Source organism: Rhizobium sp. P1_B8 (assembly GCF_056406515.1).
Genome location: NZ_JBFTZZ010000027.1, coordinates 63,420 through 84,365, shown reverse-complemented (window position 1 = coordinate 84,365; position 20,946 = coordinate 63,420). Strand labels below are relative to the sequence as shown.

Below are 20,946 nucleotides of genomic sequence, written 5' to 3'. Positions count from 1 at the left end.
ATGCACGACACCAGCATGACCAGCCTGTTCGTCAACCTGACGAACAGGCTTGGCCTTAACTACGAGTTCCTAGCGACGGGGTACGAGGCGCAGATATGGCGTGATGGTTTCATCACCACGCTCTATCTGATTGCCCTCTTGATCCCCGTCAGCCTGATTGCCGGGCTGCTGTTTGCCGCCTGCCTGACATCCGGCAAGCCCTGGCTATCGACGCCGGTCCGCGCTTTCGTGGAAATCACCCGAAACACGCCGACGCTGGTACAGTTGATGTTCAGCTTCCTCGTTCTCAATACATTCGTATCGAACCTGGTCGGCGGGACGCAGAACAATCCGCTGACACCCTTCTTTTGGGTGGTGGCGGTGGTCGGACTGCACATCGCCGCCTTGCATGCCGAGGCGATCCGCGCAGGTATCGAGGCGGTGCCGTCGGCCACGGTGGAAGCGGCGCGCGGCATCGGCTTCAGCACGCTGCAGATCCTCCGTTACGTCGAAGTTCCCCTGGCATTGAGGGCATCGCTGCCCGCGATCGTCAACAATCTCATCAATCTCGTGAAGTTGACGACGGTGGGTAATGCGATTGCAGTCAGCGAGATTACCTATGCCTCGATCATGGTCTGGACGCAGCGCGACAACGTGGTGTCACTGATGATCGTCATTCTGCTGTTCTTCAGCATCATCAACCTTGCCGTTGCCCGCATCGGCCTGTGGGTGGAGCGCAAGCTCGCCATTCCGGGGTATGGCCTATGACGACTGCGGTACTTTCCGAGCAGCGCAGGAGTGGTCGCCTGCTGCGCAATATCGGCTTTACGGCACTCCCGCTTGTTATCGTCCTCTGGTCGCTGGCCGACCTGACGCTGGGGCGCGAACTGGTGACGTGGCTTCCCTATCTCGGCTCGGGCTTCATGATGAACGTCGTCATCAGCCTGTGCGCGATGACGCTTGGAACGACCGTCGGAGCCGTGTTCGGCATACTGGAACTGGTTCCCTTCAAGCTGGTGCGCTACCCGGTCGTCGCCTATGTGCAAGTCTTCCGCAATGCCCCGCATCTCGTGCTGATCTTCGCGACGACTTACATCTTTCCCTTCGAAATCGTGGTGGCCGGCAACTATCTGCCCTTCCCGGATTGGATGAAGGCGGTGATCGGCCTTGCCATACCGGCCAGCGCCTATGTGGCCGAGATCACCCGCGGCGCCATCCTTTCGATCCCGACCACGCAATGGGAAGCGGCAAAGGGGCTCGGTTTTTCGCGCGGCCAGGCCCTGCGCTGGATCATCCTGCCGCAATGCCTGCGGCGCTCGCTGCCGCCATGGATGAACATATTGGCCTCCATCACCATGGGCACGTCGCTCGCCTCGCTGGTTGGCGTGCACGAACTATTGCATGCGGCAACCGATGCCAGCACATCCGTGCGCCGCCTCGATTTCACGATCATCGCCTATATCGTGGTGATGGCCGCCTTCTTCACGCTTTGCTACCCGATCGCCCGCCTGACCCGACGCCTCGAGCGGCGCTTCAAGACGGCCTGAGGATTTGAATGATGAACGCAAAAACCGACGAAACGATCGTGCGACTGGAAGACGTGCACCTGTCCTTCGGCCAGACGGAGGTGCTGAAGGGCATAGACCTCACCGTCAATAAGGGCAATGCGGTTTCCATTATCGGCCCGTCCGGTTCGGGAAAGTCGACGATCCTGCGCTGCATCAACGCATTGGTGGCGCCGCAGCGCGGCCGCATCACGGTCGACGGCACCCGCGTCGATCAACTGGCCAAGGAGAGCGAACGCATCGCGCTGCGCAAGCGTATCGGCATCGTCTTCCAGCAGTACAATCTCTTTCCCCACCTGAGCGTGCTGGACAATATCGTGCTGGCCCCGACCCGCATCCTCGGCGTCGAGCGGCGCGAAGCGGAAAAACTCGCACGCGAACTGCTCGACAAGGTCAGGCTTTCGGAAAAGGCCGGCGCCTATCCCGGCCAGCTTTCCGGTGGTCAGCAGCAGCGCGTCGCGATCGCCCGCGCGCTGGCGATGAAGCCGGAACTGGTGCTGTTCGACGAAGTCACCTCGGCGCTTGACCCCGAGACGGTGGGCGAAGTGCTGTGGGTGATCCGCGACCTCATCCGCGACGGCATGACCAGCATCCTCGTGACCCACGAAATGCGGTTCGCCGAGGAGATCAGCGACATCGTCGTCTTCACCGAGAACGGCCGCATCGTCGACCAAGGCTCGCCTGAACAGATTTTCCACACCTTCGACAATCCCCGTATCCGCCAATTCGTCGGTGGTCTCGCCGGTGGGCGCGGGCCAGTGCGCGAAGGCATCTAGGATTTTTTCATGACGAGCACATTCGCGCCCCTGACTTCGGCATTCGCCCAGGCGATCATCTCCTCGGATCCATCGAAAGATCCCGTGGCATTGGACGCGGCGCGCACGGCGAGCATCGATTTTCTCGCCTGTGCGATCGCAGGCGCCGGCGACCGCACGACCGGCATTCTGGCAGATACCGTCGGTGCCAATCTGGCGGGCGAAGCGATCCTGCTCGGCAGCTCGCGCCGAACCGATCCGCTGGTCGCGGCGCTCGTCAACGGTCATGCCGGCCATGTGCTCGATTATGACGACGTGCATGCAAGCGTGCGCGGCCATCCGACGACCGTGATCATCCCGGCCCTGCTGGCGTTCGCCGCCGAGCGCGAATTTTCCGCAGATGCGCTGATCGCCTCCTATATCGTCGGGCTCGAAGCCATGGCGCGGCTGGGGTTGTCGCTCGGCTCAAAGCACTACGAGAACGGTTTCCATGCCACGGCGACGCTCGGGACGATCGGCGCGGCGGCGGCAATCGCCCACTTGACCCGCGCCTCCATCGACGAGACCGCCGTCGCGCTGGGCCTTGCGGCAACGCAATCGTCCGGCCTGCGGCTGCAGTTCGGCACGGACGCCAAACCTTTCCACGCCGGCATGGCGGCGCGATCCGGGCTCCTGTCGGCGAGGATGGCCGCTGCAGGTTTCGGCGGCGCGCCGGATTTCCTCGACAATCCGGTCGGCTTCCATTCGGTCTATGCCTTCGGCGCGGAACGCCCGTCCGCCGTGACCGAGAACTGGGGTTCGCCATGGCAGATCGTGGCGCCCGGGCTGACGCTGAAGGCCTATCCCTGCTGCACCGCCAGCCATCCGGTCGCGTCTCTCGGCATCGGCCTCAACCGGGAAGGTCTGGAGGCTGATGCGATCGAGTATATCACCTTCACCTACCCGCCCGGCGCCGATGCCGCCCTGGTGGTGAGCAAGCCCGGCAATGGGATCGAGGCGCGCTTCAGTCCCGAATACGTGTTCGCCGCCGCCCTCATCGACGGGGCTCTGCGGCTCGACCATTTCGACGAGCGGCCTGTCTTGCCGCGCCTGATGGACCTTGCCCGGCGCGCCGGCCGCCGCCACGACGAGACTGCGCCGCGCATGTCGAGCGATCCACGCACCCGCTTCGTGATCGTCGATATCGTGCTTCGCGACGGCAGCGCGATACAGCGCCGCTTCGACGGCCTGCCGGGGCTGAGCGATCCGGCCGAAAAATTTCGCGACGCAACTGCGCGCAATCCCGCCTTCGCGGATGTCCCGTCGCTCGTCCGGACAATGAGCAGCACGGCCGACCTTCGCCAACTTCTGGCGCTGCTCAACCAGGATGCCGCCCAAAATCCAGAATGACGAAGGATATTGTCATGACTCGCAAAAGAGAAATCCACCTGGGCCTGTTTCTGCAAGGGGCCGGCCACCACGTATCCGGCTGGCGTCATCCTCACGCCGAGGCGGGAAGCGAGAATTTCGACTTGCTGAGACGCGTGTCCCAGATCGCCGAAGCAGCGAAATTCGACATGGTCTTTCTGGCCGACGGATTGACCAGCGGCATCGATGCTCATCCCTCGACGATCGCGCGTTTCGAGCCTTTGACGCTGCTTTCGGCGCTCGCCGTGGTGACAGACAAGATCGGCCTCGCGGCAACCGCATCCACGACCTATGGGGAGCCCTATCACACTGCCCGCGCCTTCGCCTCGATTGACCACTTGAGCCACGGCCGGGCCGCCTGGAACGTGGTCACGACATCCTATGCCCGCACGGCGAACAATTTCTCCAAGGCGCACCCGGAGCACGATGAGCGTTACGCCGTGGCCGAGGAATTCGTCGACGTCGTGCGCGGACTGTGGGACAGCTGGGATGACGACGCCTTCGTCAAGGACAAGCAGAGCGGCGTCTATGCCGACCCTGCCAAGCTCCATGTGCTCGATCACAAGGGCAAGTATTTCTCAGTCAAGGGGCCGCTGAACATTCCGCGCACACCGCAGGGCCATCCGATCCTGATCCAGGCCGGCTCATCCGGCCCCGGCCAGGATCTTGCCGCCCGCACCGCCGACGTGGTGTTCACCGCGCAGCAGAGCCTCGAAGAGGCGCAGGCCTTCTACAAGAGCGTCAAGGAGCGCGTCGCGCGCTTCGGACGTCAGCCGGACGAGGTCGCCATCATGCCGGGCTTCCTGCCGGTGATCGGCCGCACCGCCAGGGAAGCCGCGGACAAGCTTGCAGAACTCGACAAGTGGACTGACATCAAAAGCGCCATGCCGCTTCTGGAAGAACGCATCGGCCACAGCCTTGCCGATTACGATGTCGATGGCCCTCTGCCGGACCTTCCGATCTCCGACCAGTTGCGCAGCCGTGCCGAATTGCTGACCGCGCTTGCAAGGCGCGAGAACCTGACCATCCGTCAGTTGGCGCTGCGCGTTGCCGCCGGCCGCGGCCACCATATCGTGCTTGGCACGCCGGTCGAGATCGCCGACCGGATGCAGCAATGGTTTGAAAGCCGCGCCGCCGACGGCTTCAACGTCATGCCGCCGTTTTTTCCCGAAGGGCTCGAAGACTTCACGCAGATGGTCGTGCCAATCCTGCAGGAACGCGGCCTGTTCCGCACCCAATATGATGGCTCGACACTGCGCGAGCATCTCGGCCTCGCGCGGCCGGCACTATTTTCGCCCTAACTGTGCGAAATATTGGCTAGATACACCACGTCAATGGAATCAGGCAGGCCGAACATGAACCTTCATCTCGAAACGGACGACGATCCGCGTACCCGCCAATTCATCGACGAGCATAACGGGCTTTCCGACAAGGCACTGAGAACACCGGAATTCGCTAGGGATCGCGATGCGATAAAAGCATTGATCGAACGGCAGGACAGGCTGATTGTCCCGATGCGCCGAGGCGGGTGGCTGTTCGATTTCCGGCAGAGCAAGGATAATCCGCTCGGCGTCTGGCTCCGCCTGCCCGCGGATCAGCAGCCCTTGCCCGATGCCGGCTGGGAACCGGTCTTCGATCTCGATGCCTTCTGCGTGCGCGAAGGCAAGCGCTGGAACTGGCGCGGCGCCGTCACCTGCCCATGGGAACCGACACGGGTACTGCTCACACTTTCGGACGGCGGCTCCGACCTTCTCCGCCTGCTCGAATTCGACGCCGGGCGGAAACAGGTTGTCGAGGGCGGCTTCGATACGCCGGCTGCACGATCGCATGCCACTTGGCTGAGCCGCGACGAAATCTGCTATTTCGGTTCCATCGACCGATTTTCGGCGACCCGCTCCGGATGGCCACGGGTCGGGCGGCGATTGAAGCGCGGGCAGCGACCGGAAGAGGCTGCCGTCATGTTCGAAGCAGCAGATGAGGACGTCTACGGCTTCAATCTCATCATCGACCCTGCTCTATCAGGCGCTTCGGCGGATCATGGATTGATCGACATTTTCGTCGCCGCCCACGAGATCGGCGTCGCCAGCGCTTTCCTGATCGCCAACGACGGGACGCAGCGGCGCATCGATCTGCCTAAGGAAGCCGATTTCCAGTTCAATCATGATCATTGCCTTTGGCGGGCAAAGACCGATGAGCGCGTTGCGACCGGCAGCCTCGTGCTGCAGCGCTTCGATCCCCGCTCGGAGACAGCCCTGCTTGGGCCGGAGCGGATCCTGTTTCAGCCTGGCGAGGGCCAGTCGGTCTCGCAGATGATGCTGATGCGCGAGTGGTGCGTCTTCCTCATCTCCGATCGGCTGCGTCCGCGTCTCGTGGTGCTGGACCTGACGAGGCCCGACGCCGAGCAGCGCGAAATCGCACTGCCGGCGGACATGCAGACGGCTCATTTCAGGCCGCTCCATGCGGATCTGCATCTTGGCGACGATACGCTCTACATCGTCGGCCAGGGCTTCCTGCAGCCTCCGGCCTGTTACCGCCTCGAGCTGTCGGATCGCGGCAAGCAGGCCGAACCGATTTTCGTCGCCACAGCGCCGAGCTATTTCGATGCGACCGATATGTCATCCGAACTGCTGGAGGCTGTTTCCGAGGACGGAACGAAGGTTGCCTACCGGCTGGTCCTGCCGAAGCAGTGGACCAAGGGCGCGCTGCCGGTACTGCTTTACGGCTATGGCGGCTTTGATGTTTCGCTATCGCCGAACTATTCCGGGGTAACAGGACGCTGGCTGGAGCAAGGCGGCGCCTATGTGCAGGCCTATATCCGCGGCGGCGGCGAATTCGGGCCCGACTGGTATCGCAGCGCCAAGCGGCAGGGGCGAGACCGGGCGTTTGCCGATTTCGTCGCCATCGCCCGCGATCTCGTCGCCCGCGGCTATACCGTGGCGTCGCGGATCGCTTGCCAGGGCGGCAGCAATGGCGGTCTGCTGACCGGCGTGATGCTGACGCGCTATCCCAATGATTTCGGCGCTGTCTGGTGCCAGGTGCCGGTCCTCGATATGACACGCTTCCACCTGTTCAGCGCAGGGCAAGCCTGGATGGACGAATACGGCGACCCGGAGACGCCGGTGGACCGGGATTTCATGCTCGGCTATTCGCCGCTTCACAATGTCAGGCCGGCGACCGAGGTCACCTATCCGCCGATCTATGTCGAAAGCTCAGCCAATGACGACCGTGTGCATCCCTCGCATGCGCGCCGCTTTGCCGCGCGGCTGGAGGAAGAAGGACACCGGCCGCTCTTCCATGAATTCGGCTCCGGCGGGCATGGCGGCGACGGCAACTCCGAAGAGCGCGCCGCCCGCGCAGCGATGGGTTACAGCTTCCTTCGCCAAACTATCATGCGATAGGATGTCATAGAATGGAGGAGGAGAGCTTGTCGGCACGCCTCTTTCTGATACAAACGCGTCAATAATCATACTTTTCATACAGGCTCGAGCGAAACACCATGTCTCCTATCAATCTCGCCATCGTCGGCGTCGGCAAGATCGTCCGCGACCAGCACCTTCCCTCCATCGCCAAGAACCCGGATTTTGCGCTCGTCGCCACGGCAAGCCGCCACGGCACGGTCGAAGGCGTCAAGAGCTATACGACGATCGAAGCGATGCTCGACGCCGAGCCGTCGATCGATGCCGTTTCGCTCTGCATGCCGCCGCAATACCGCTACGAGGCAGCCTATAAGGCGCTCGTCGCCGGCAAGCACGTCTTCCTGGAAAAGCCGCCCGGCGCCACGCTGAGCGAAGTGGCCGATCTCGAAGCACTGGCGAGCAAGCAGGGGGCGTCGCTCTTTGCCAGCTGGCATTCGCGCTATGCGCCGGGCGTCGAGGCCGCCAAGGCGTTTCTTGCCTCGACAACGATCAAAAGCGTGCATGTGATCTGGAAGGAGGATGTCCGCCACTGGCATCCGAACCAGGAATGGATCTGGCAGGCCGGCGGCCTCGGCGTTTTCGATCCCGGCATCAATGCGCTGTCGATCGTCACCCATATCCTGCCGCGGCCGATCTTCATCACCGAGGCCGTGCTCGAATTTCCCGAGAATCGCGATGCGCCGATCGCGGCCGACATTCACTTCCGCAATGCCGATGGCCTGCCGGTTCACGCCGAATTCGACTGGCTTCAGACCGGCAAGCAAAGCTGGGACATCGTCGCGGAGACGGCAGCCGGCCAGATGGTGCTCGCCGAGGGCGGCGCCAAGCTTCTGATCGACGGCGCGCTGAGATTCGCCGAGCCGGAGCAGGAATATCCCTCGCTCTACCGTCGCTTCGCCGAAATCATCAAGGCCGGCAAATCGGATGTCGACCTCGCGCCGCTACGCCACGTCGCCGACGCCTTCATGCTCGGCAAGCGGAAGTTCGTCGACGCGTTCCACGACTGAGGGTCGTAATAACGTCATAGAAACCGGCAAGATTTGCCGGCCTATGGCAATAATGTTCGGGGGCAGCCGCTCATGAGCAACAAAATCCGCCGCATGGGCCGATTTTTCCGCGTGTTGAAGATTGGCATCCTTGCGGTGCCGCTTCTCGGCCTTGCAGCATGTTCGGGCGAACAGGTCGTCATGCCTCCTGATGCACCGGGCGTTTCCCGATCCGAGGAATATTCCTTCGGATCGGCGACCCAGGCCCAGGATTGGCAGGCCACCAAAAAGGTGCTGGACCAACTGGAAGGGCGGTTCGGAGAGAAATCGGTGCGTATCCTGGCGCGCAATCTCGACAGCACCACCAACCCGCAGAGCATCAAGGCTTATTATGCCGAACGCCTTGTCCATCAAGCCGGCTGGGCGGAAATGCCGGTCAGCCCTTTTGCCGACAGCGCGTGGGCATTCGCTTTCGTCAGTCCGAGCGGAAAGCGGGTTTTGGCAGTGGAGGCGCTCAATCCGTCGGAAGGTGCGGGAGGGATCGTCCCCCTCAACATCCTGACGAACCTCGACGAGGACAAAGGGTCGAACGGGTAATGGCTTCCATCGGCCGGTGAGAGGGAAGTTGGACGGCTTCATGCAGCAATTCAAAGTGTTACAGCGTCGTGTCGCGGTAAACCGCTCAGGCCTTTTTCTCCCACCGCCCCTCTGACGTCTGCTGCCAATAGGTGAGGTTATGCCCCTCGCCCTTCAGCTTCTTCCATTGCGCACGGGCGGCTTCCAGCTGCACCTGGTCGTGACCGTCGAACATGAAGACGATTCGCTCATAGGCATCGGCCGGCGGCGGCTCGGCGCCGTCGACGATGAAACGCACGGTCGCCGCATTGGCATTGCCTGATGTCACCGTCAAAAGCACCGGCTGGCTTTCGGCAAAATCTGCCTCGTCGGTGCCGTGCGGCAGGAAGCTCTCCTCGCGGAAAGTCCAAAGATGCTGATCGAGAGCGTCACGCCGCGCCGGCTCACGCGTCTGGACGGCAACGCGCCAGCCGCGCTCGACGCATTTGTCGATGAGCGGCGGAAGCGCGTCCTCCAGCCTGGTTTCGGTCAGATGATAGAAGAGAACGTCCGTCATCAGGATTCATAATGGGCGCGAACGAGCTCGTCGAGCAGGCGCACGCCGAAGCCGGAACCCCAGGACTGGTTGATCTCGTCCTGCGGCGAGCCCATCGCCGTGCCGGCAATATCGAGATGCGCCCAAGGCGTCTCCTGCACGAAGCGCTTGAGGAAATGCGCCGCCGTGATCGAGCCCGCCTGTCGCCCGCCGGTGTTTTTCATATCGGCGAACTTGCTGTCGATCAGCTTGTCGTAGTCCCTGCCGAGCGGCATGCGCCAAAGCTTCTCATTGCTCGAAAGGCCGGCTGCCGTCAGTTGGGCGGAAAGCTGGTCGTCATTGGAGAACAGGCCGGCATGCACATTGCCGAGCGCCACGACGATCGCCCCGGTCAGCGTGGCGAGATTGATCATGAACTGCGGCTTGAAGCGGTCGTTGCAGTACCAGAGCGCATCGCAGAGCACGAGGCGACCCTCGGCATCGGTGTTGATCACCTCGATCGTCTGACCGGACATCGACGTGACGATGTCGCCTGGACGCTGGGCGTTACCGTCAGGCATGTTCTCGACTAGGCCGATGATGCCGACCGCGTTGACGGCAGCCTTGCGGGAGGCGAGCACATGCATGAGGCCGGTGACGGCTGCCGCACCGCCCATATCGCCCTTCATGTCCTCCATGCCGGCGGCCGGCTTGATCGAAATGCCGCCGGTATCGAAGACGACACCCTTGCCGATGAAGGCGACGGGACGATCCTTGCCCTTGCCGCCCTTCCACTGCATGACCGCCAGGCGCGGCGGGCGCACGGAGCCCTGGGCGACGCCGAGAAGGGCGCCCATCCCAAGGCGGCGCATCTCCCGCTCCGTCAGGATTTCCACTTCGACGCCGAGCTTTTCCAGTTCCTTCGCCTTGGCGGCGAACTCGACGGGGCCGAGCACGTTCGGTGGTTCGTTGACGAGGTCACGGGCAAGATTGACGCCACCGGCGATCGCTTCGGAATCGGAAAACGCCTTCTTGGCACCACCCGGATCGGCGCTGACGATCGTCACCTTGACGGATTTCGCCGGTTTTTCCTCCTCGTCGCCCTTCTTTGTCTTGTAGGTATCGAAGCTATAGGCGCGTAGCAGCATACCCAGCGCGAAATCGGCGGCTGCCCGGGCGCTCGTCTCGAGCCCGGGCACGTCGATGAAGACAGCAGCCTTATCGGTATTCTTGATTCTCGATGCTGCGGCACCGCCGGCCTTCAGCCAGTCATGGGCGGTGAGTTCGGCGACCTTGCCAAGCCCGATAACAACGATGCGGTCGACGGACGCGCCTTCGGGGGCGACAATATCGAGCGCGCCCATGGATTTCGCGGAGAATCGGGCGATCCTGGCAGCCTTGGCGATCACGCCTGCCGGGTCGACTGTTTCGGCACCGGCAGCGCTGTCGGCCTCCGCAGTCTTCAACAGGATCGCCAGGCCGCCACTGAGCTTTGCCGACTTCGAGAATGAAATTTCCATCTTTACTGACATGTCTTCTCCGCTGGGATTCTTTGAAATCCGTCCCTGGCGGATAATTTCGCGTTTAGCGGGTCTGTCAATGGCTTGCGACAATTGTTATGGTCGCCCGCGGCCATCACGGCCCTCATGTTTTCGTCAGTTTCGTAGATATTCGCGTTGACAGTTTTTTCGAAAAATCGATGGCGGGACCTCGCAATCCGCCTGCCGAAAACGACTTTCGGTGCATTCATGCTGCTGTTTTGGACGTGGTGGGCGCTGCTTGCCGTCTTCCGGGCTTTCCCCGAAATAGACATCTATTTTTCCCAGCTTTTTTTCGTAGGCGCAGATTGCGACGCGGCTGCCGCCGCCGGGAGCATCTGCGGCGGCTTTCCCTATCGCGACGTCGCGGCCTTCGACCTACTGCGCACCCTCTTCTTCCGCTTGCCCTATGTGGTGGCGATCGTGATGCTGTGGAAACTCGTCGAATGCTACCAGCAGCATGGCGCAACCTTTAACACCGAGCGGGCGCAGAAGCTCAAAGTCGCGCTCGGAACGCTGCTGATCGGGCCGGTGCTGCTCGTCAATGTCATCCTGAAGGAGCATTGGGGCCGGCCGCGGCCGATACAGACGGACATTTTCGGCGGTGCGCTGCATTTCACCGAGGCAGGTTCGCTTGCCGGGAAATGCGTTTCGAACTGTTCGTTCATATCAGGCGAGGCAGCAAGCGCCGGCTGGCTCTTCTGCCTTCTGCTCTTCGTTCCGAAGCCCCTGCGTTATACGCTGGCGGCGCCTGTGGCGGCGATCTCGATCCTCACCCCGGCGATGCGGCTATCCTTCGGCGCGCACTATCTTTCCGACGTCGTTCTTGGATGGCTTTCATCGCTTGTCGTCTTCGCCGCGTTGCTGGCGTTAACTGAGTCGCAACAGCATCAAAAAAATTCTGAAATTTGAATGAATTTTTGACACCAGCTTGTCGCAAAAGCGCGACAAAGAGCGTAGAGGGATTCTCCTGCAAAGCCGTTTGGGCGTGCAGGTGCTTTCAAGGGCAGGCATGAAACTACTCGAGACATACATATTGCGGCGCGTCGGCCAGATGTTTCTCGTGGCGCTCCTGCCCGTTCTGGCGATCATTTGGACGACTCAGGTTCTGCAGCGCATCAATCTGGTTACCGACAGCGGCCAGTCGATCGGCTCGTTCGCCAAGCTCGCAACGATGATCCTGCCGTCGATCATTCCCGTCGTGCTGCCCTTCGCCCTCGTTATCGCGATCACCCAGACGCTGACGACGATGAACAACGATTCCGAGCTGACCGTCATCGACGCGGCCGGGGCGCGGCGCAGCGTGTTGATCCGCCCGATCCTGCTGCTTGCCGCCGTCATCAGCGTCTTTTCCTTCTTCGTCGACAACGTTGTCGAGCCGCGCGCAAAAACCGTCGTGCGCCAGATGATCGCCGAGACCTATGCTGATCTCCTCTCTTCGGTGATCGAAGAAAAGACCTTCCGCAAGCTTGATGAAGGCCTCTATGTGCAGATCTCGCAGCGGATGGCCGGCCGCATGCTGAAGGGCCTTTTCGTCGCCGACGAGCGCGATCCGGCCTACGAACTGATCTATTATGCGAAGGAAGGCGCCGTCGACGATACGGGCACGACCCTGATCATGCATGAAGGCGAAGTGCACCGCAAAACACCCGATGGCAACGTCTCGGTCATCAATTTCGATTCCTATTCCTTCGACCTCTCGGACATGACGGAGAGTCGCGGTCAGGCGACGTTGCGCGCCAGCGACCGTGACCTGTGGTTCCTGTTCAATCCAGATCCTGCCGACAAGGACTATACGATCCGGCCGCAAAGCTACCGCGCCGAACTGCACCGCCGGCTGACGGACTGGATCCTGCCCGTTGTCTTTGCCCTGTTTTCACTGGCGATCGCCGGCGATGCGCGCTCGCACCGTGAAGCGCGGCTGCATCCGATGGTGAGCGCTCTCGCCTATGCCTTCGCGATGCGATGGGCGGCCTTCTACGCGGCCAATCAGATCGACACCGACCCTGAATATATCGCCGTCCTCTATGCCATACCGATTGTCAGCAGCATCGTCTCGATCGTCTTCCTCGGCCTGCACAAACGATTGGTCATGCCTTCGTTCATTCGGGACCGGATTTCGTCTTTCTGGAGACAGATGCAGGAAAGGCTGCTTGCCGCGACCGGCAGGACCGGCGGGGGCACCGCCCAATGATGTTCGGGACATTGTCGCGTTATTTCTTTCGCCGCTACCTAGTAACGACGGGCTGGTTCCTGATCGGCGTCTCGGCGATTTCTTTCCTCCTCGATTTCAGCGAGACGGCAGGCCGCATGTCCGGTCTGCCCGGCTACACGATCAGCGGCGGCGTGCTGATGACCGCCGTGCGCCTGCCGCTCATCCTGCAGCAGACGGTGCCGTTCATCGCGCTGTTCGTCGGCATGACGGTGCTGATCGGCCTCAACCGCAAATACGAGCTCGTCGTGACGCGCGCAGCCGGGATTTCGGTCTGGCAGTTCATGTTCCCCTTCATCGCCGGCTCGCTGGCGCTCGGCCTGTTGACGATGGCGGCGCTCAACCCGCTTGCGGCCTGGGGACAGCGCCAGGCACTGCTGGTCGAATCCGACTGGCGCGGCGAGAACGCGGTTCTGCGCAAGGCCCCGCAGATTCCGTGGCTGCGCCAGATCAGTGGCCGGGACGATGTCATCATCGGCGCCCAGACGGTCCAGGATAACGGAACCAAGCTGATCGACGCCGTGCTGATCCATTTTGATTCAAGGGGTCAGGTCATTCTGAGACAGGACGCGGCCACGGCAAAATTGGAAGATGGTTACTGGCAACTTAACAATGTTGTCGAGCGCCAGCCTGGCGAAATCCCGGTGCGTAAAGCTTCGGTTCAACTTCGCACCAATCTGAAACAGGACTTCGTCCAGGAGCGGCTGACAGCGCCGGAAACAATTGGTTTCTTTGACCTTTCCAACCGGATTGCGGCGGCCAAATCCTTCGGCATCTCAACCAAGGCGTTGGAGACGCAATTCAACTCCCTGTTGTCCCAGCCATTGCTGCTGGTGGCCATGACTCTCATTGCTGCAACAGTGTCTCTAAAATTTAGCCGGTTCAACCAATCCCGCTCCGTGATTCTGGGTGGCATCCTTTCGGGCTTCATGCTTTATGTCATCACCGTGCTTGTAAAGGCATTCGGAAGCAGTGGAGTCGTGCCTCCCTTCGTGGCGACGTGGATACCGGTGGTCGTCGCGCTGGCCTTGGGTGCGACTATTCTGCTTCATCAGGAGGACGGCTAGTGGCGGTAGGCGACCGCAAGTATTTTAGTAAACAGCTGGTTGCCCTGCTTGTCGGCGCGACTCTATGTTCCTATTTCGGCAGTGTCCCGGTCTCATACGGCCAGGTCAGCGCGCCCGAACAAACGATCGAGAAGAAGATTCCTGCAGAGGCCAAGCTTCTGCTTTCGGCCAATGAACTCGTCTATAACCGTGACGCCGATCTGGTGTCGGCGGTCGGCGGCGTGCAGATCAATTATGCCGGCTACAAGATGGTCGCGCAGAAGGTCGAGTACAATCAGAAGACCGGCCGGATGATGGCGATCGGCAATATCGAGCTGGTCAGCCCCGACGGCAACCGCATCTATGCCGACAACCTTGACGTGACTGACAATTTCGCTGACGGGTTCATGAACTCGCTGCGCATCGAAACTGCCGACAATACCCGTATCGTCGCCGAAACCGGCGAGCGCGTCGGCGGCACGCAGATGATTCTCAACAAGGGCGTCTACACGGCCTGCCTTCCTTGCGCCGAAGATCCGAAGCGCGCACCCTTCTGGCAGGTCAAGGCCAAGCGTGTCATCCAGAACGGCGTGACCCACACGATCCGCCTGGAGAGAGCCCGCTTCGAGCTGCTCGGCTATCCGATCGCCTTCGTCCCGGTCATGGAAGTTCCCGACAATACGGTGAAGCGCAAGTCGGGCTTTCTCTTCCCGACGATGAGCCTGTCGCAGAATCTTGGCTTCGGACTTTCCGTTCCTTATTATTATGTGATCTCGCCGAGCATGGACGCGACGGTCACCGCCACCGGCTACACCGCCCAGGGCTTCCTCGTCGAAGGCGAATTCCGCCAGCGCTTCGAAAATGGCACGCATATCCTGCGCGTCGCCGGTATAGACCAGGCAAAGCCGGACAATTTCAGCTCCGGCACCAGCGATGCCGAAGCCGGCCAGCGTGGCATGGTGGCATCGAAGGCCGAATTCCGCATCAATCCGCGCTGGACGTTCGGCTGGGACGTCATGATGCAGAGCGACAACAACTTCTCGCGCACCTACAAGCTGCGCGGCCTGACCAGCACCGATCGTACCAACCAGATCTACCTGACGGGACTTGGGAAACGCAATTATTTCGACATGCGGGCGTTCTATTTCGACGTCCAGGATGCCGACCGGAAGAACACTGCCGAAAAACAGCAGGCGATCGTCTATCCGTCGCTCGACTATCACTATGTGGCGCCGCAGCCGCTGGCAGGCGGCGAGCTTTCGGCTGATGTCAACCTGACAAATATTTCGCGCACCCATGACGACTTCTATACCGTCGACGGCTTCGACCGCTTCCGCGGCCTGAAGGGTCAGACCTCGCGGCTGACTGCCGAGCTACAGTGGAAGCGCACCTACGTCACGCCGACCGGCCTGGTGATCACGCCGCTGCTGGCCGCGCGCGGCGACGCCTTCGCGCTGAACATGGACGATCCCACAGGTTACGCCGGCAACTACGACGACGGCAATTCCGCCACCCGCTCGATGGTCACGGCCGGGCTAGAGATGCGTTATCCGATCCTGATGACGACTGACAATAGCACTCATGTCCTCGAGCCGATCGCACAGATCTATGCCCGCCCCGACGAGCAACTCGCAGGCCGCCTGCCGAACGAGGATGCTCAAAGCTTCGTCTTCGACGCCACCTCACTGTTCGACCGCGACAAATTCTCGGGCTACGACCGCGTCGAAGGCGGTACCCGCGCCAATGTCGGCATCCAGTACACCGGTACTTTCGACAGCGGTTACAAGCTGCACGGCATTTTCGGCCAATCGTACCAGATCGCCGGTCAGAACTCGTTTGCGACCGATGACCTCGTCAATGTCGGCGCCGATTCCGGCCTTGAAACCACTCGCTCCGACTATGTCGGCCTCGGTGGCATCGAGACACCGTACGGCGTTTCCGTGACCGCCTCCTACCGCCTCGACGAGAAGGATTTCGATTTCCGCCGCGGCGACCTGACGACGGCCTACCAGAACGACACCTTCTCTTCGCAGGTGACCTTCACCCATCTCAGCGCCCAGCCGGCATATGGCTTCGACGAGGACAATGACGAGATCCAGACCAGCAGCAAAATCAAGTTCAAGGATTACTGGTCGATTTTCGGCGGCATCGCCTGGGATCTGAACAATGATGTGATTAGCCGCCGGACGCTTGGCCTGTCCTATGAGGACGAATGCACGATCTTCACGATCGCCTATACCGACAGCAGGGATTCCGACGACGAGTCGGCAAGTGACTGGACGATCGGCGCGCGGCTGACCTTCCGCACGCTCGGCGACATCAAGGTCGGCTATTCTGGAGACAGCTCGGATGGCCTCAACTGACGGACGGTCGGCGCAAACATGGCCTGAAGCCATTCTTTCGCCGTATGCCTGTGCAGGACATTGCCGCCAGTCGGTATCTGAGGCATAGGGGTTTCGCGCCGTGATGGAAGCGATTTCCGCGTGTCTCGCACTGTGGTAAGAACGCCGCGAACAACGTCTCGCGGCGCTATCGGGAGGTCAACAGATGATTGACGCGAAAAAGGCCATAACCAAGTTCCTCGCCGGGGCAGCGCTTGCATTGCTGACAGGCCTTGCCGGTCCAGCGCTTGCGGCAAGTGAAGTCAAGGCCGTGGTGAACGGCACCGCCATCACCAGCGGCGATGTCGCCAAGCGCCAGGCCTTCCTGCGCCTGCAGCATACGAAGGCCGATGCCAAGGCCGCCGAGGAGCAATTGATCGACGAGGCGCTCAAGCGGCAGGAGGTCGCTCGCGTTCATATGTCGGTTTCGCAGCAGGACGTCGATGCGTCTTTCGCGCGCTTTTCGAGCGGCAACAAGCTTTCCCCCGAGCAGATGTCGCAGATCCTCGATCGCGCCGGTGTCGGCGTCGACCATTTCAAGGGTTTCATCGCCGTGCAGATGAGCTGGCCGCGTGTGGTCAACGCCCGCTACGGCTCGACGTCGCGGCTGTCGAACTACGATCTCGTCTCGCGCATGATGCAGAACAACAAGCAGAAGCCGGTAACGACGGAATATATGCTGCAGCAGATCATCTTCGTCATTCCGCAAGCCAAGCGCGGGGCCATCACCGGCAAGCGCAAGGGCGAGGCCGAGGCGTCGCGCTCGAAATTTCCGGGCTGCGACCAGGCAAAGGTGTTTGCCGCGACGATGCGTGACGTTTCCGTGCGCGATCTCGGCCGCATGCTCGCCCCCGAGATCCCGCCGGATTGGAAGCCGTTGGTCGAGCAGGCCAAGGGCAACACGACAGGGACCCGCGTCACCGACAAGGGCGTCGAATACCTGGCAATCTGCAGCCAGCGGCAGGTCTCCGACGACCAGGCCGCCGAAATGGTCTTCCGCCAGGAAGATCTCGACAAGTCCAAGGGCGGCAAGGACGCCAGCCCGGAAAACGAAAACAGCAAGAAATACCTGGATGAACTGCGCAAAAAGGCGCAGATCGCCTATCGCTGACCGACAATGGCGATACCGTTTTCGCGACCGCTTGCGCTGACCCAGGGCGACCCCGCCGGCATCGGGCCGGACATTACTCTGATGGCCTGGCTCCGGCGGCGTGAACTCGGGCTGCCGCCTTTCTTCCTGATCGGCGATCCTGATGTCTTGGCGCTGAGAGCCCGCCAGCTCAATCTGGCGGTTTCGATCCGCGAGACCGATAAAGCCAGCGAGGCCGCCGGCATGTTTGCCGACGCGCTGCCCGTCATGACCATACCGGCCGGTATCGAGGTGGTGGCCGGCGAGCCGCATGCGGCAACGGCGAAAGGCACGATCGCGGCGATCGAGAAAGCCGTGTCGCTTGTCATCACCGGCGAGGCGCTCGCGGTCGTCACCAATCCCATCTCTAAAGCCGTGCTCTACGAGGCGGGTTTCCGATTTCCCGGCCATACCGAATTTCTCGCCGATCTCGCCGCCCGGGCGACCGGCCGGCCGGTGACACCGGTGATGATGTTATCTGGACCGAAGCTCCGGGCGATTCCCGTCACCATCCACATTCCAGTCCGGGACGTGCCGCAGGCGCTGACAGGCGAACTGATCGTGGAGACCTGCCGGATCGCCCATGAAGACCTGAGGCAGCGTTTCGGCATCGAGGCGCCCCGGCTCGCCGTTGCCGGCCTCAACCCGCATGCGGGCGAAGGCGGGGCGATCGGCAAGGAGGACGAGGATATCATCCGACCGGCGATCGAGCGCCTGCGCGACGAGGGCATCGATGCGATCGGCCCCCTGCCCGCCGATACGATGTTCCATGACGAGGCGCGGGCGCGATACGACGTCGCCGTCTGCATGTATCACGACCAGGCACTGATCCCAGCCAAGGCACTTGGTTTCGACGACAGCGTCAACGTGACGCTCGGGCTTCCCTTCGTGCGCACCTCGCCGGATCACGGCACCGCCTTCGGCATCGCCGGCAAGGGACTGGCGCGCGAGCAGAGCCTTGTTGCGGCGCTGAAGCTTGCCGCCCAGCTCGGCCGCAGCGCGGAAAGCCGCCGCTGATGGCAGCACTCGATGGCCTGCCGCCGCTTCGCGACGTGATCCAGCGTCACGGCCTCGACGCGCGCAAGGCGCTCGGGCAGAATTTCCTGCTCGATCTCAACCTCACCCAGAAGATCGCCCGCACGGCGGGGGCGCTCGACGATGCGACCGTTTTCGAAGTCGGCCCCGGCCCCGGCGGGCTGACGCGCGCGATCCTGGCGCTCGGTGCCAGGAAGGTTATCGCTATCGAGCGGGATACACGCTGCCTGCCGGCGCTCGCCGAGATCGCTGATCATTATCCCGGCCGGCTGGAGGTGATCGAAGGCGATGCGCTGAAGACGGATTTCGAGACATTGGCGCCGGAAGGCCCGATCAAGATCATTGCCAACCTCCCCTACAACGTCGGCACGCAGTTGCTGGTCAACTGGCTGCTGCCGAAAGCCTGGCCACCGTTCTGGCAGTCGCTGACGCTGATGTTTCAGAAAGAAGTCGGCGAGCGCATCGTCGCCAACGAAGACGACGACCATTACGGCCGTCTCGGCGTGCTCTGCGGCTGGCGAACAGAGGCACGCATGGCCTTCGACGTGCCGCCGCAAGCCTTCACGCCGCCGCCGAAGGTGACTTCGACGGTCGTGCAGCTGACCCCTCGCGAAAACCCGATCCCCTGCGTTGTCGCCAATCTGGAAAAAGTGACGCAGGCCGCTTTCGGCCAACGTCGCAAGATGCTGCGCCAAAGCCTGAAATCGCTCGGCGGCGAGAGCCTGCTTGTCAAGGCCGGGATCGATCCGGCGCGGCGGGCGGAAACCCTATCTGTCGAGGAATTCTGCCTTCTGGCAAACAGCCTGTAGGGCAATTCAGGAACGTGCGAAGCGGTTTTCCCAGGAGCTGCTCTAAAGCGAGGGCGTCTCTTCCAGCAATGCACGGACGAAGTCGAACATGCCATGGCGGCGGTCGCGGCGCAGGCGTTCGGCCTTGACGATCGACTGGACGGCGTCGAGGGCGGCGTTGAGATCGTCGTTTATGATGACGTAGTCGTATTCGCGCCAGTGGGCGATCTCGGCGCGGCTATTGGCGAGGCGCGTCTGGATGACCTCCTCGGAATCCTCGGCACGGCGATGCAGCCGCGACTGGAGTTCCGTCATGGTCGGAGGCAGCACGAAGATCGAGACCACGTCGGCCGACATCTTCTCCTGCAATTGCTGGGCGCCCTGCCAATCGATGTCAAAGAGCATGTCGCGGCCTTCGGCCATGGCCTGCTCGACCGGCTCGCGCGGTGTGCCGTAGAAATTGCCATGCACCTCGGCCCATTCGAGCAGCGCGTCGCTATCGCGCAGCCGCTCGAACTCGCGCACACTCTTGAAGTGGTAATGCACATCCTCGACTTCGCTCGGGCGGCGATGACGTGTGGTGACGCTGACGGAAAGACCGATTTGCCTGTCGGTCTCCAGAAGCGTGCGCGCGATGGTGGACTTGCCGGCGCCCGACGGCGACGAGATGACAAGCATCAGACCGCGGCGGGCGATCTGCACGGGCGAGGATTTCGCCGGGTTCATGTCTTACTCCAAATTCTGGACCTGCTCGCGGAACTGGTCGATCACGACTTTCAACTCGATGCCGGCAGCGGTGACCGCCGAGGCGTTCGACTTCGAGCAGATGGTATTCGATTCGCGGTTAAATTCCTGTGCAAGGAAGTCCAGCCGGCGCCCGGCAGGCCCACCTTTCACCAGGAGATCGCGCGCTGCGGCGACATGAGCCTTGAGACGATCGATTTCCTCGCGCAGATCCGCTTTGGTCGCCAGCAGTGCGGCTTCGGCATGCAGCCTGTCGCGGTCGAGTGCGGCCATGCCATCCATCAACAAGGCGACCTGCGCGACCAGCCGCGCGGCGATCTCCTGCGGCGAGCGAGACGGATCGAGCTCGATCGTTCGTGTCAGGCCTTCGATCGTCGTGACATGGTCGAGGAGGATACGCGTCAGCGCCGAACCTTCCTGTTCGCGCATTGCTCTCAGATCGGAAAGCGCGGCCAGCAAGCCGGCAGCGATCTCGGCGTCACGGGCGGCAAGCGCCTCCTCGCCATCCTCGCTTTCGCGGAATTCCATGATGCCGCGCACCAGGAGCAGCGTATCGAGCTTCAGTGGCGACGGATCGATGACGCCGTCCAACTGCTCGCGCATGGCCAGCACGGCAGCGAGCGCCTCCTTGTTCAGCACCGCCTCGAAACGGTTCTCGTCGGCGGTGACGGATAGCGATGCCTGCAGGTTGCCGCGGCTGAAGCTCTCGCCGGCGAGGCGGCGGACGTCTGCCTCCATGCGCTCGAGGCCAGGCGGCAGGCGCAGGCGCAGGTCGAAGCCCTTGCCGTTGACCGAGCGCAATTCCCATGCCCAGCGCCAGCGGCCGCTCGTTCCCTCGCGCCGCGCAAAACCGGTCATGGACTGCAAAGCCATGC

General features: G+C 62.0%; 19 protein-coding genes. 15 read left to right on the top strand and 4 right to left on the bottom strand.

The window, feature by feature from the left end; translation table 11 throughout:
- The 8 genes from AC1D2N_RS27250 (at position 1) to AC1D2N_RS27215 (ending at position 8,705) form a co-directional block, all read left to right on the top strand.
- On the top strand, positions 1-747 hold the full coding sequence (locus AC1D2N_RS27250) for an amino acid ABC transporter permease (protein WP_130728937.1): 747 nt from the start codon (positions 1-3) through the stop codon (positions 745-747).
- Positions 744-1,526, top strand: a complete 783-nt coding sequence (locus AC1D2N_RS27245) for an amino acid ABC transporter permease (protein WP_018241467.1) — start codon at positions 744-746, stop codon at positions 1,524-1,526. The genes AC1D2N_RS27250 and AC1D2N_RS27245 overlap by 4 nt, the downstream gene beginning before the upstream one ends.
- 11 nt (positions 1,527-1,537) lie before the next feature.
- The gene (locus tag AC1D2N_RS27240; protein WP_047621640.1) at positions 1,538-2,320 is read left to right on the top strand and encodes an amino acid ABC transporter ATP-binding protein; all 783 of its coding nucleotides are present in this window, start codon (positions 1,538-1,540) and stop codon (positions 2,318-2,320) included.
- 9 nt (positions 2,321-2,329) lie between these two features.
- Positions 2,330-3,688 carry an MmgE/PrpD family protein gene (locus tag AC1D2N_RS27235; protein ID WP_130728936.1) on the top strand — a complete coding sequence of 453 codons (1,359 nt, stop codon included), beginning with the start codon at positions 2,330-2,332 and terminating at the stop codon, positions 3,686-3,688.
- 14 nt (positions 3,689-3,702) lie between these two features.
- A complete protein-coding gene (locus AC1D2N_RS27230) occupies positions 3,703-5,007 on the top strand; it encodes an LLM class flavin-dependent oxidoreductase (RefSeq protein WP_026230837.1) in 1,305 nt (434 codons plus the stop codon).
- A gap of 54 nt (positions 5,008-5,061) precedes the next feature.
- On the top strand, positions 5,062-7,104 hold the full coding sequence (locus AC1D2N_RS27225) for a prolyl oligopeptidase family serine peptidase (RefSeq protein WP_020493382.1): 2,043 nt from the start codon (positions 5,062-5,064) through the stop codon (positions 7,102-7,104).
- 98 nt (positions 7,105-7,202) lie between these two features.
- Positions 7,203-8,129 (top strand): Gfo/Idh/MocA family protein, encoded by a 927-nt coding sequence (locus AC1D2N_RS27220; protein WP_018241461.1) that lies wholly within the window; start codon positions 7,203-7,205, stop codon positions 8,127-8,129.
- A gap of 72 nt (positions 8,130-8,201) precedes the next feature.
- Entirely contained in the window at positions 8,202-8,705 is a 504-nt protein-coding gene (locus AC1D2N_RS27215) for a hypothetical protein (protein WP_018241460.1), read from the top strand.
- Positions 8,706-8,790: 85 nt separating this feature from the next.
- Here AC1D2N_RS27215 and AC1D2N_RS27210 read toward each other — a convergent pair whose 3' ends face one another.
- Together AC1D2N_RS27210 and AC1D2N_RS27205 are read right to left on the bottom strand one after the other, a co-directional pair.
- Positions 8,791-9,240 carry a DNA polymerase III subunit chi gene (locus AC1D2N_RS27210; RefSeq protein WP_130728935.1) on the bottom strand — a complete coding sequence of 150 codons (450 nt, stop codon included), beginning with the start codon at positions 9,238-9,240 and terminating at the stop codon, positions 8,791-8,793.
- The gene (locus AC1D2N_RS27205; RefSeq protein ID WP_130728934.1) at positions 9,240-10,730 is read right to left on the bottom strand and encodes a leucyl aminopeptidase; all 1,491 of its coding nucleotides are present in this window, start codon (positions 10,728-10,730) and stop codon (positions 9,240-9,242) included. Before AC1D2N_RS27205 ends, AC1D2N_RS27210 begins: the two co-directional genes overlap by 1 nt.
- Positions 10,731-10,874: 144 nt before the next feature.
- Here AC1D2N_RS27205 and AC1D2N_RS27200 point away from each other — a divergent pair, with 144 nt between their 5' ends.
- From AC1D2N_RS27200 to rsmA, 7 genes are all read left to right on the top strand, one after another.
- Positions 10,875-11,648: a phosphatase PAP2 family protein gene (locus tag AC1D2N_RS27200; protein WP_047621539.1), complete on the top strand. Its 774-nt coding sequence runs from the start codon at positions 10,875-10,877 to the stop codon at positions 11,646-11,648.
- A gap of 100 nt (positions 11,649-11,748) precedes the next feature.
- Complete coding sequence (lptF, locus tag AC1D2N_RS27195; protein WP_026188342.1) at positions 11,749-12,930, top strand: LPS export ABC transporter permease LptF; 1,182 nt, start codon at positions 11,749-11,751, stop codon at positions 12,928-12,930.
- Entirely contained in the window at positions 12,927-14,015 is a 1,089-nt protein-coding gene (gene lptG, locus AC1D2N_RS27190) for an LPS export ABC transporter permease LptG (RefSeq protein ID WP_018241455.1), read from the top strand. Before lptF ends, lptG begins: the two co-directional genes overlap by 4 nt.
- On the top strand, positions 14,015-16,357 hold the full coding sequence (locus AC1D2N_RS27185; protein WP_128401253.1) for an LPS-assembly protein LptD: 2,343 nt from the start codon (positions 14,015-14,017) through the stop codon (positions 16,355-16,357). Before lptG ends, AC1D2N_RS27185 begins: the two co-directional genes overlap by 1 nt.
- A gap of 184 nt (positions 16,358-16,541) precedes the next feature.
- Positions 16,542-17,486 carry a SurA N-terminal domain-containing protein gene (locus AC1D2N_RS27180; RefSeq protein ID WP_018241453.1) on the top strand — a complete coding sequence of 315 codons (945 nt, stop codon included), beginning with the start codon at positions 16,542-16,544 and terminating at the stop codon, positions 17,484-17,486.
- 6 nt (positions 17,487-17,492) lie between these two features.
- Positions 17,493-18,521 carry a 4-hydroxythreonine-4-phosphate dehydrogenase PdxA gene (pdxA, locus tag AC1D2N_RS27175; protein ID WP_130728933.1) on the top strand — a complete coding sequence of 343 codons (1,029 nt, stop codon included), beginning with the start codon at positions 17,493-17,495 and terminating at the stop codon, positions 18,519-18,521.
- Entirely contained in the window at positions 18,521-19,348 is an 828-nt protein-coding gene (gene rsmA, locus AC1D2N_RS27170; protein ID WP_112906488.1) for a 16S rRNA (adenine(1518)-N(6)/adenine(1519)-N(6))-dimethyltransferase RsmA, read from the top strand. Before pdxA ends, rsmA begins: the two co-directional genes overlap by 1 nt.
- A gap of 42 nt (positions 19,349-19,390) precedes the next feature.
- On the opposite strand, the gene gmk is transcribed toward rsmA, so the two are convergent.
- Entirely contained in the window at positions 19,391-20,053 is a 663-nt protein-coding gene (gene gmk / locus AC1D2N_RS27165) for a guanylate kinase (RefSeq protein ID WP_065277875.1), read from the bottom strand.
- 3 nt (positions 20,054-20,056) lie between these two features.
- Positions 20,057-20,944, bottom strand: a complete 888-nt coding sequence (locus AC1D2N_RS27160) for a YicC/YloC family endoribonuclease (protein WP_477982360.1) — start codon at positions 20,942-20,944, stop codon at positions 20,057-20,059.
- Positions 20,945-20,946 lie beyond the last annotated feature (2 nt).

Bases quoted from the DNA above. Each gene is read 5' to 3' on its own strand.
- AC1D2N_RS27250 (WP_130728937.1), top strand. From the start codon at position 1: ATGCACGACACCAGCATGACCAGCCTGTTCGTCAACCTGACGAACAGG.
- AC1D2N_RS27245 (WP_018241467.1), top strand. From the start codon at position 744: ATGACGACTGCGGTACTTTCCGAGCAGCGCAGGAGTGGTCGCCTGCTG.
- AC1D2N_RS27240 (WP_047621640.1), top strand. From the start codon at position 1,538: ATGAACGCAAAAACCGACGAAACGATCGTGCGACTGGAAGACGTGCAC.
- AC1D2N_RS27235 (WP_130728936.1), top strand. From the start codon at position 2,330: ATGACGAGCACATTCGCGCCCCTGACTTCGGCATTCGCCCAGGCGATC.
- AC1D2N_RS27230 (WP_026230837.1), top strand. From the start codon at position 3,703: ATGACTCGCAAAAGAGAAATCCACCTGGGCCTGTTTCTGCAAGGGGCC.
- AC1D2N_RS27225 (WP_020493382.1), top strand. From the start codon at position 5,062: ATGAACCTTCATCTCGAAACGGACGACGATCCGCGTACCCGCCAATTC.
- AC1D2N_RS27220 (WP_018241461.1), top strand. From the start codon at position 7,203: ATGTCTCCTATCAATCTCGCCATCGTCGGCGTCGGCAAGATCGTCCGC.
- AC1D2N_RS27215 (WP_018241460.1), top strand. From the start codon at position 8,202: ATGAGCAACAAAATCCGCCGCATGGGCCGATTTTTCCGCGTGTTGAAG.
- AC1D2N_RS27210 (WP_130728935.1), bottom strand. From the start codon at position 9,240: ATGACGGACGTTCTCTTCTATCATCTGACCGAAACCAGGCTGGAGGAC.
- AC1D2N_RS27205 (WP_130728934.1), bottom strand. From the start codon at position 10,730: ATGTCAGTAAAGATGGAAATTTCATTCTCGAAGTCGGCAAAGCTCAGT.
- lptF (WP_026188342.1), top strand. From the start codon at position 11,749: ATGAAACTACTCGAGACATACATATTGCGGCGCGTCGGCCAGATGTTT.
- lptG (WP_018241455.1), top strand. From the start codon at position 12,927: ATGATGTTCGGGACATTGTCGCGTTATTTCTTTCGCCGCTACCTAGTA.
- AC1D2N_RS27180 (WP_018241453.1), top strand. From the start codon at position 16,542: ATGATTGACGCGAAAAAGGCCATAACCAAGTTCCTCGCCGGGGCAGCG.
- pdxA (WP_130728933.1), top strand. From the start codon at position 17,493: ATGGCGATACCGTTTTCGCGACCGCTTGCGCTGACCCAGGGCGACCCC.
- rsmA (WP_112906488.1), top strand. From the start codon at position 18,521: ATGGCAGCACTCGATGGCCTGCCGCCGCTTCGCGACGTGATCCAGCGT.
- gmk (WP_065277875.1), bottom strand. From the start codon at position 20,053: ATGAACCCGGCGAAATCCTCGCCCGTGCAGATCGCCCGCCGCGGTCTG.
- AC1D2N_RS27160 (WP_477982360.1), bottom strand. From the start codon at position 20,944: ATGGCTTTGCAGTCCATGACCGGTTTTGCGCGGCGCGAGGGAACGAGC.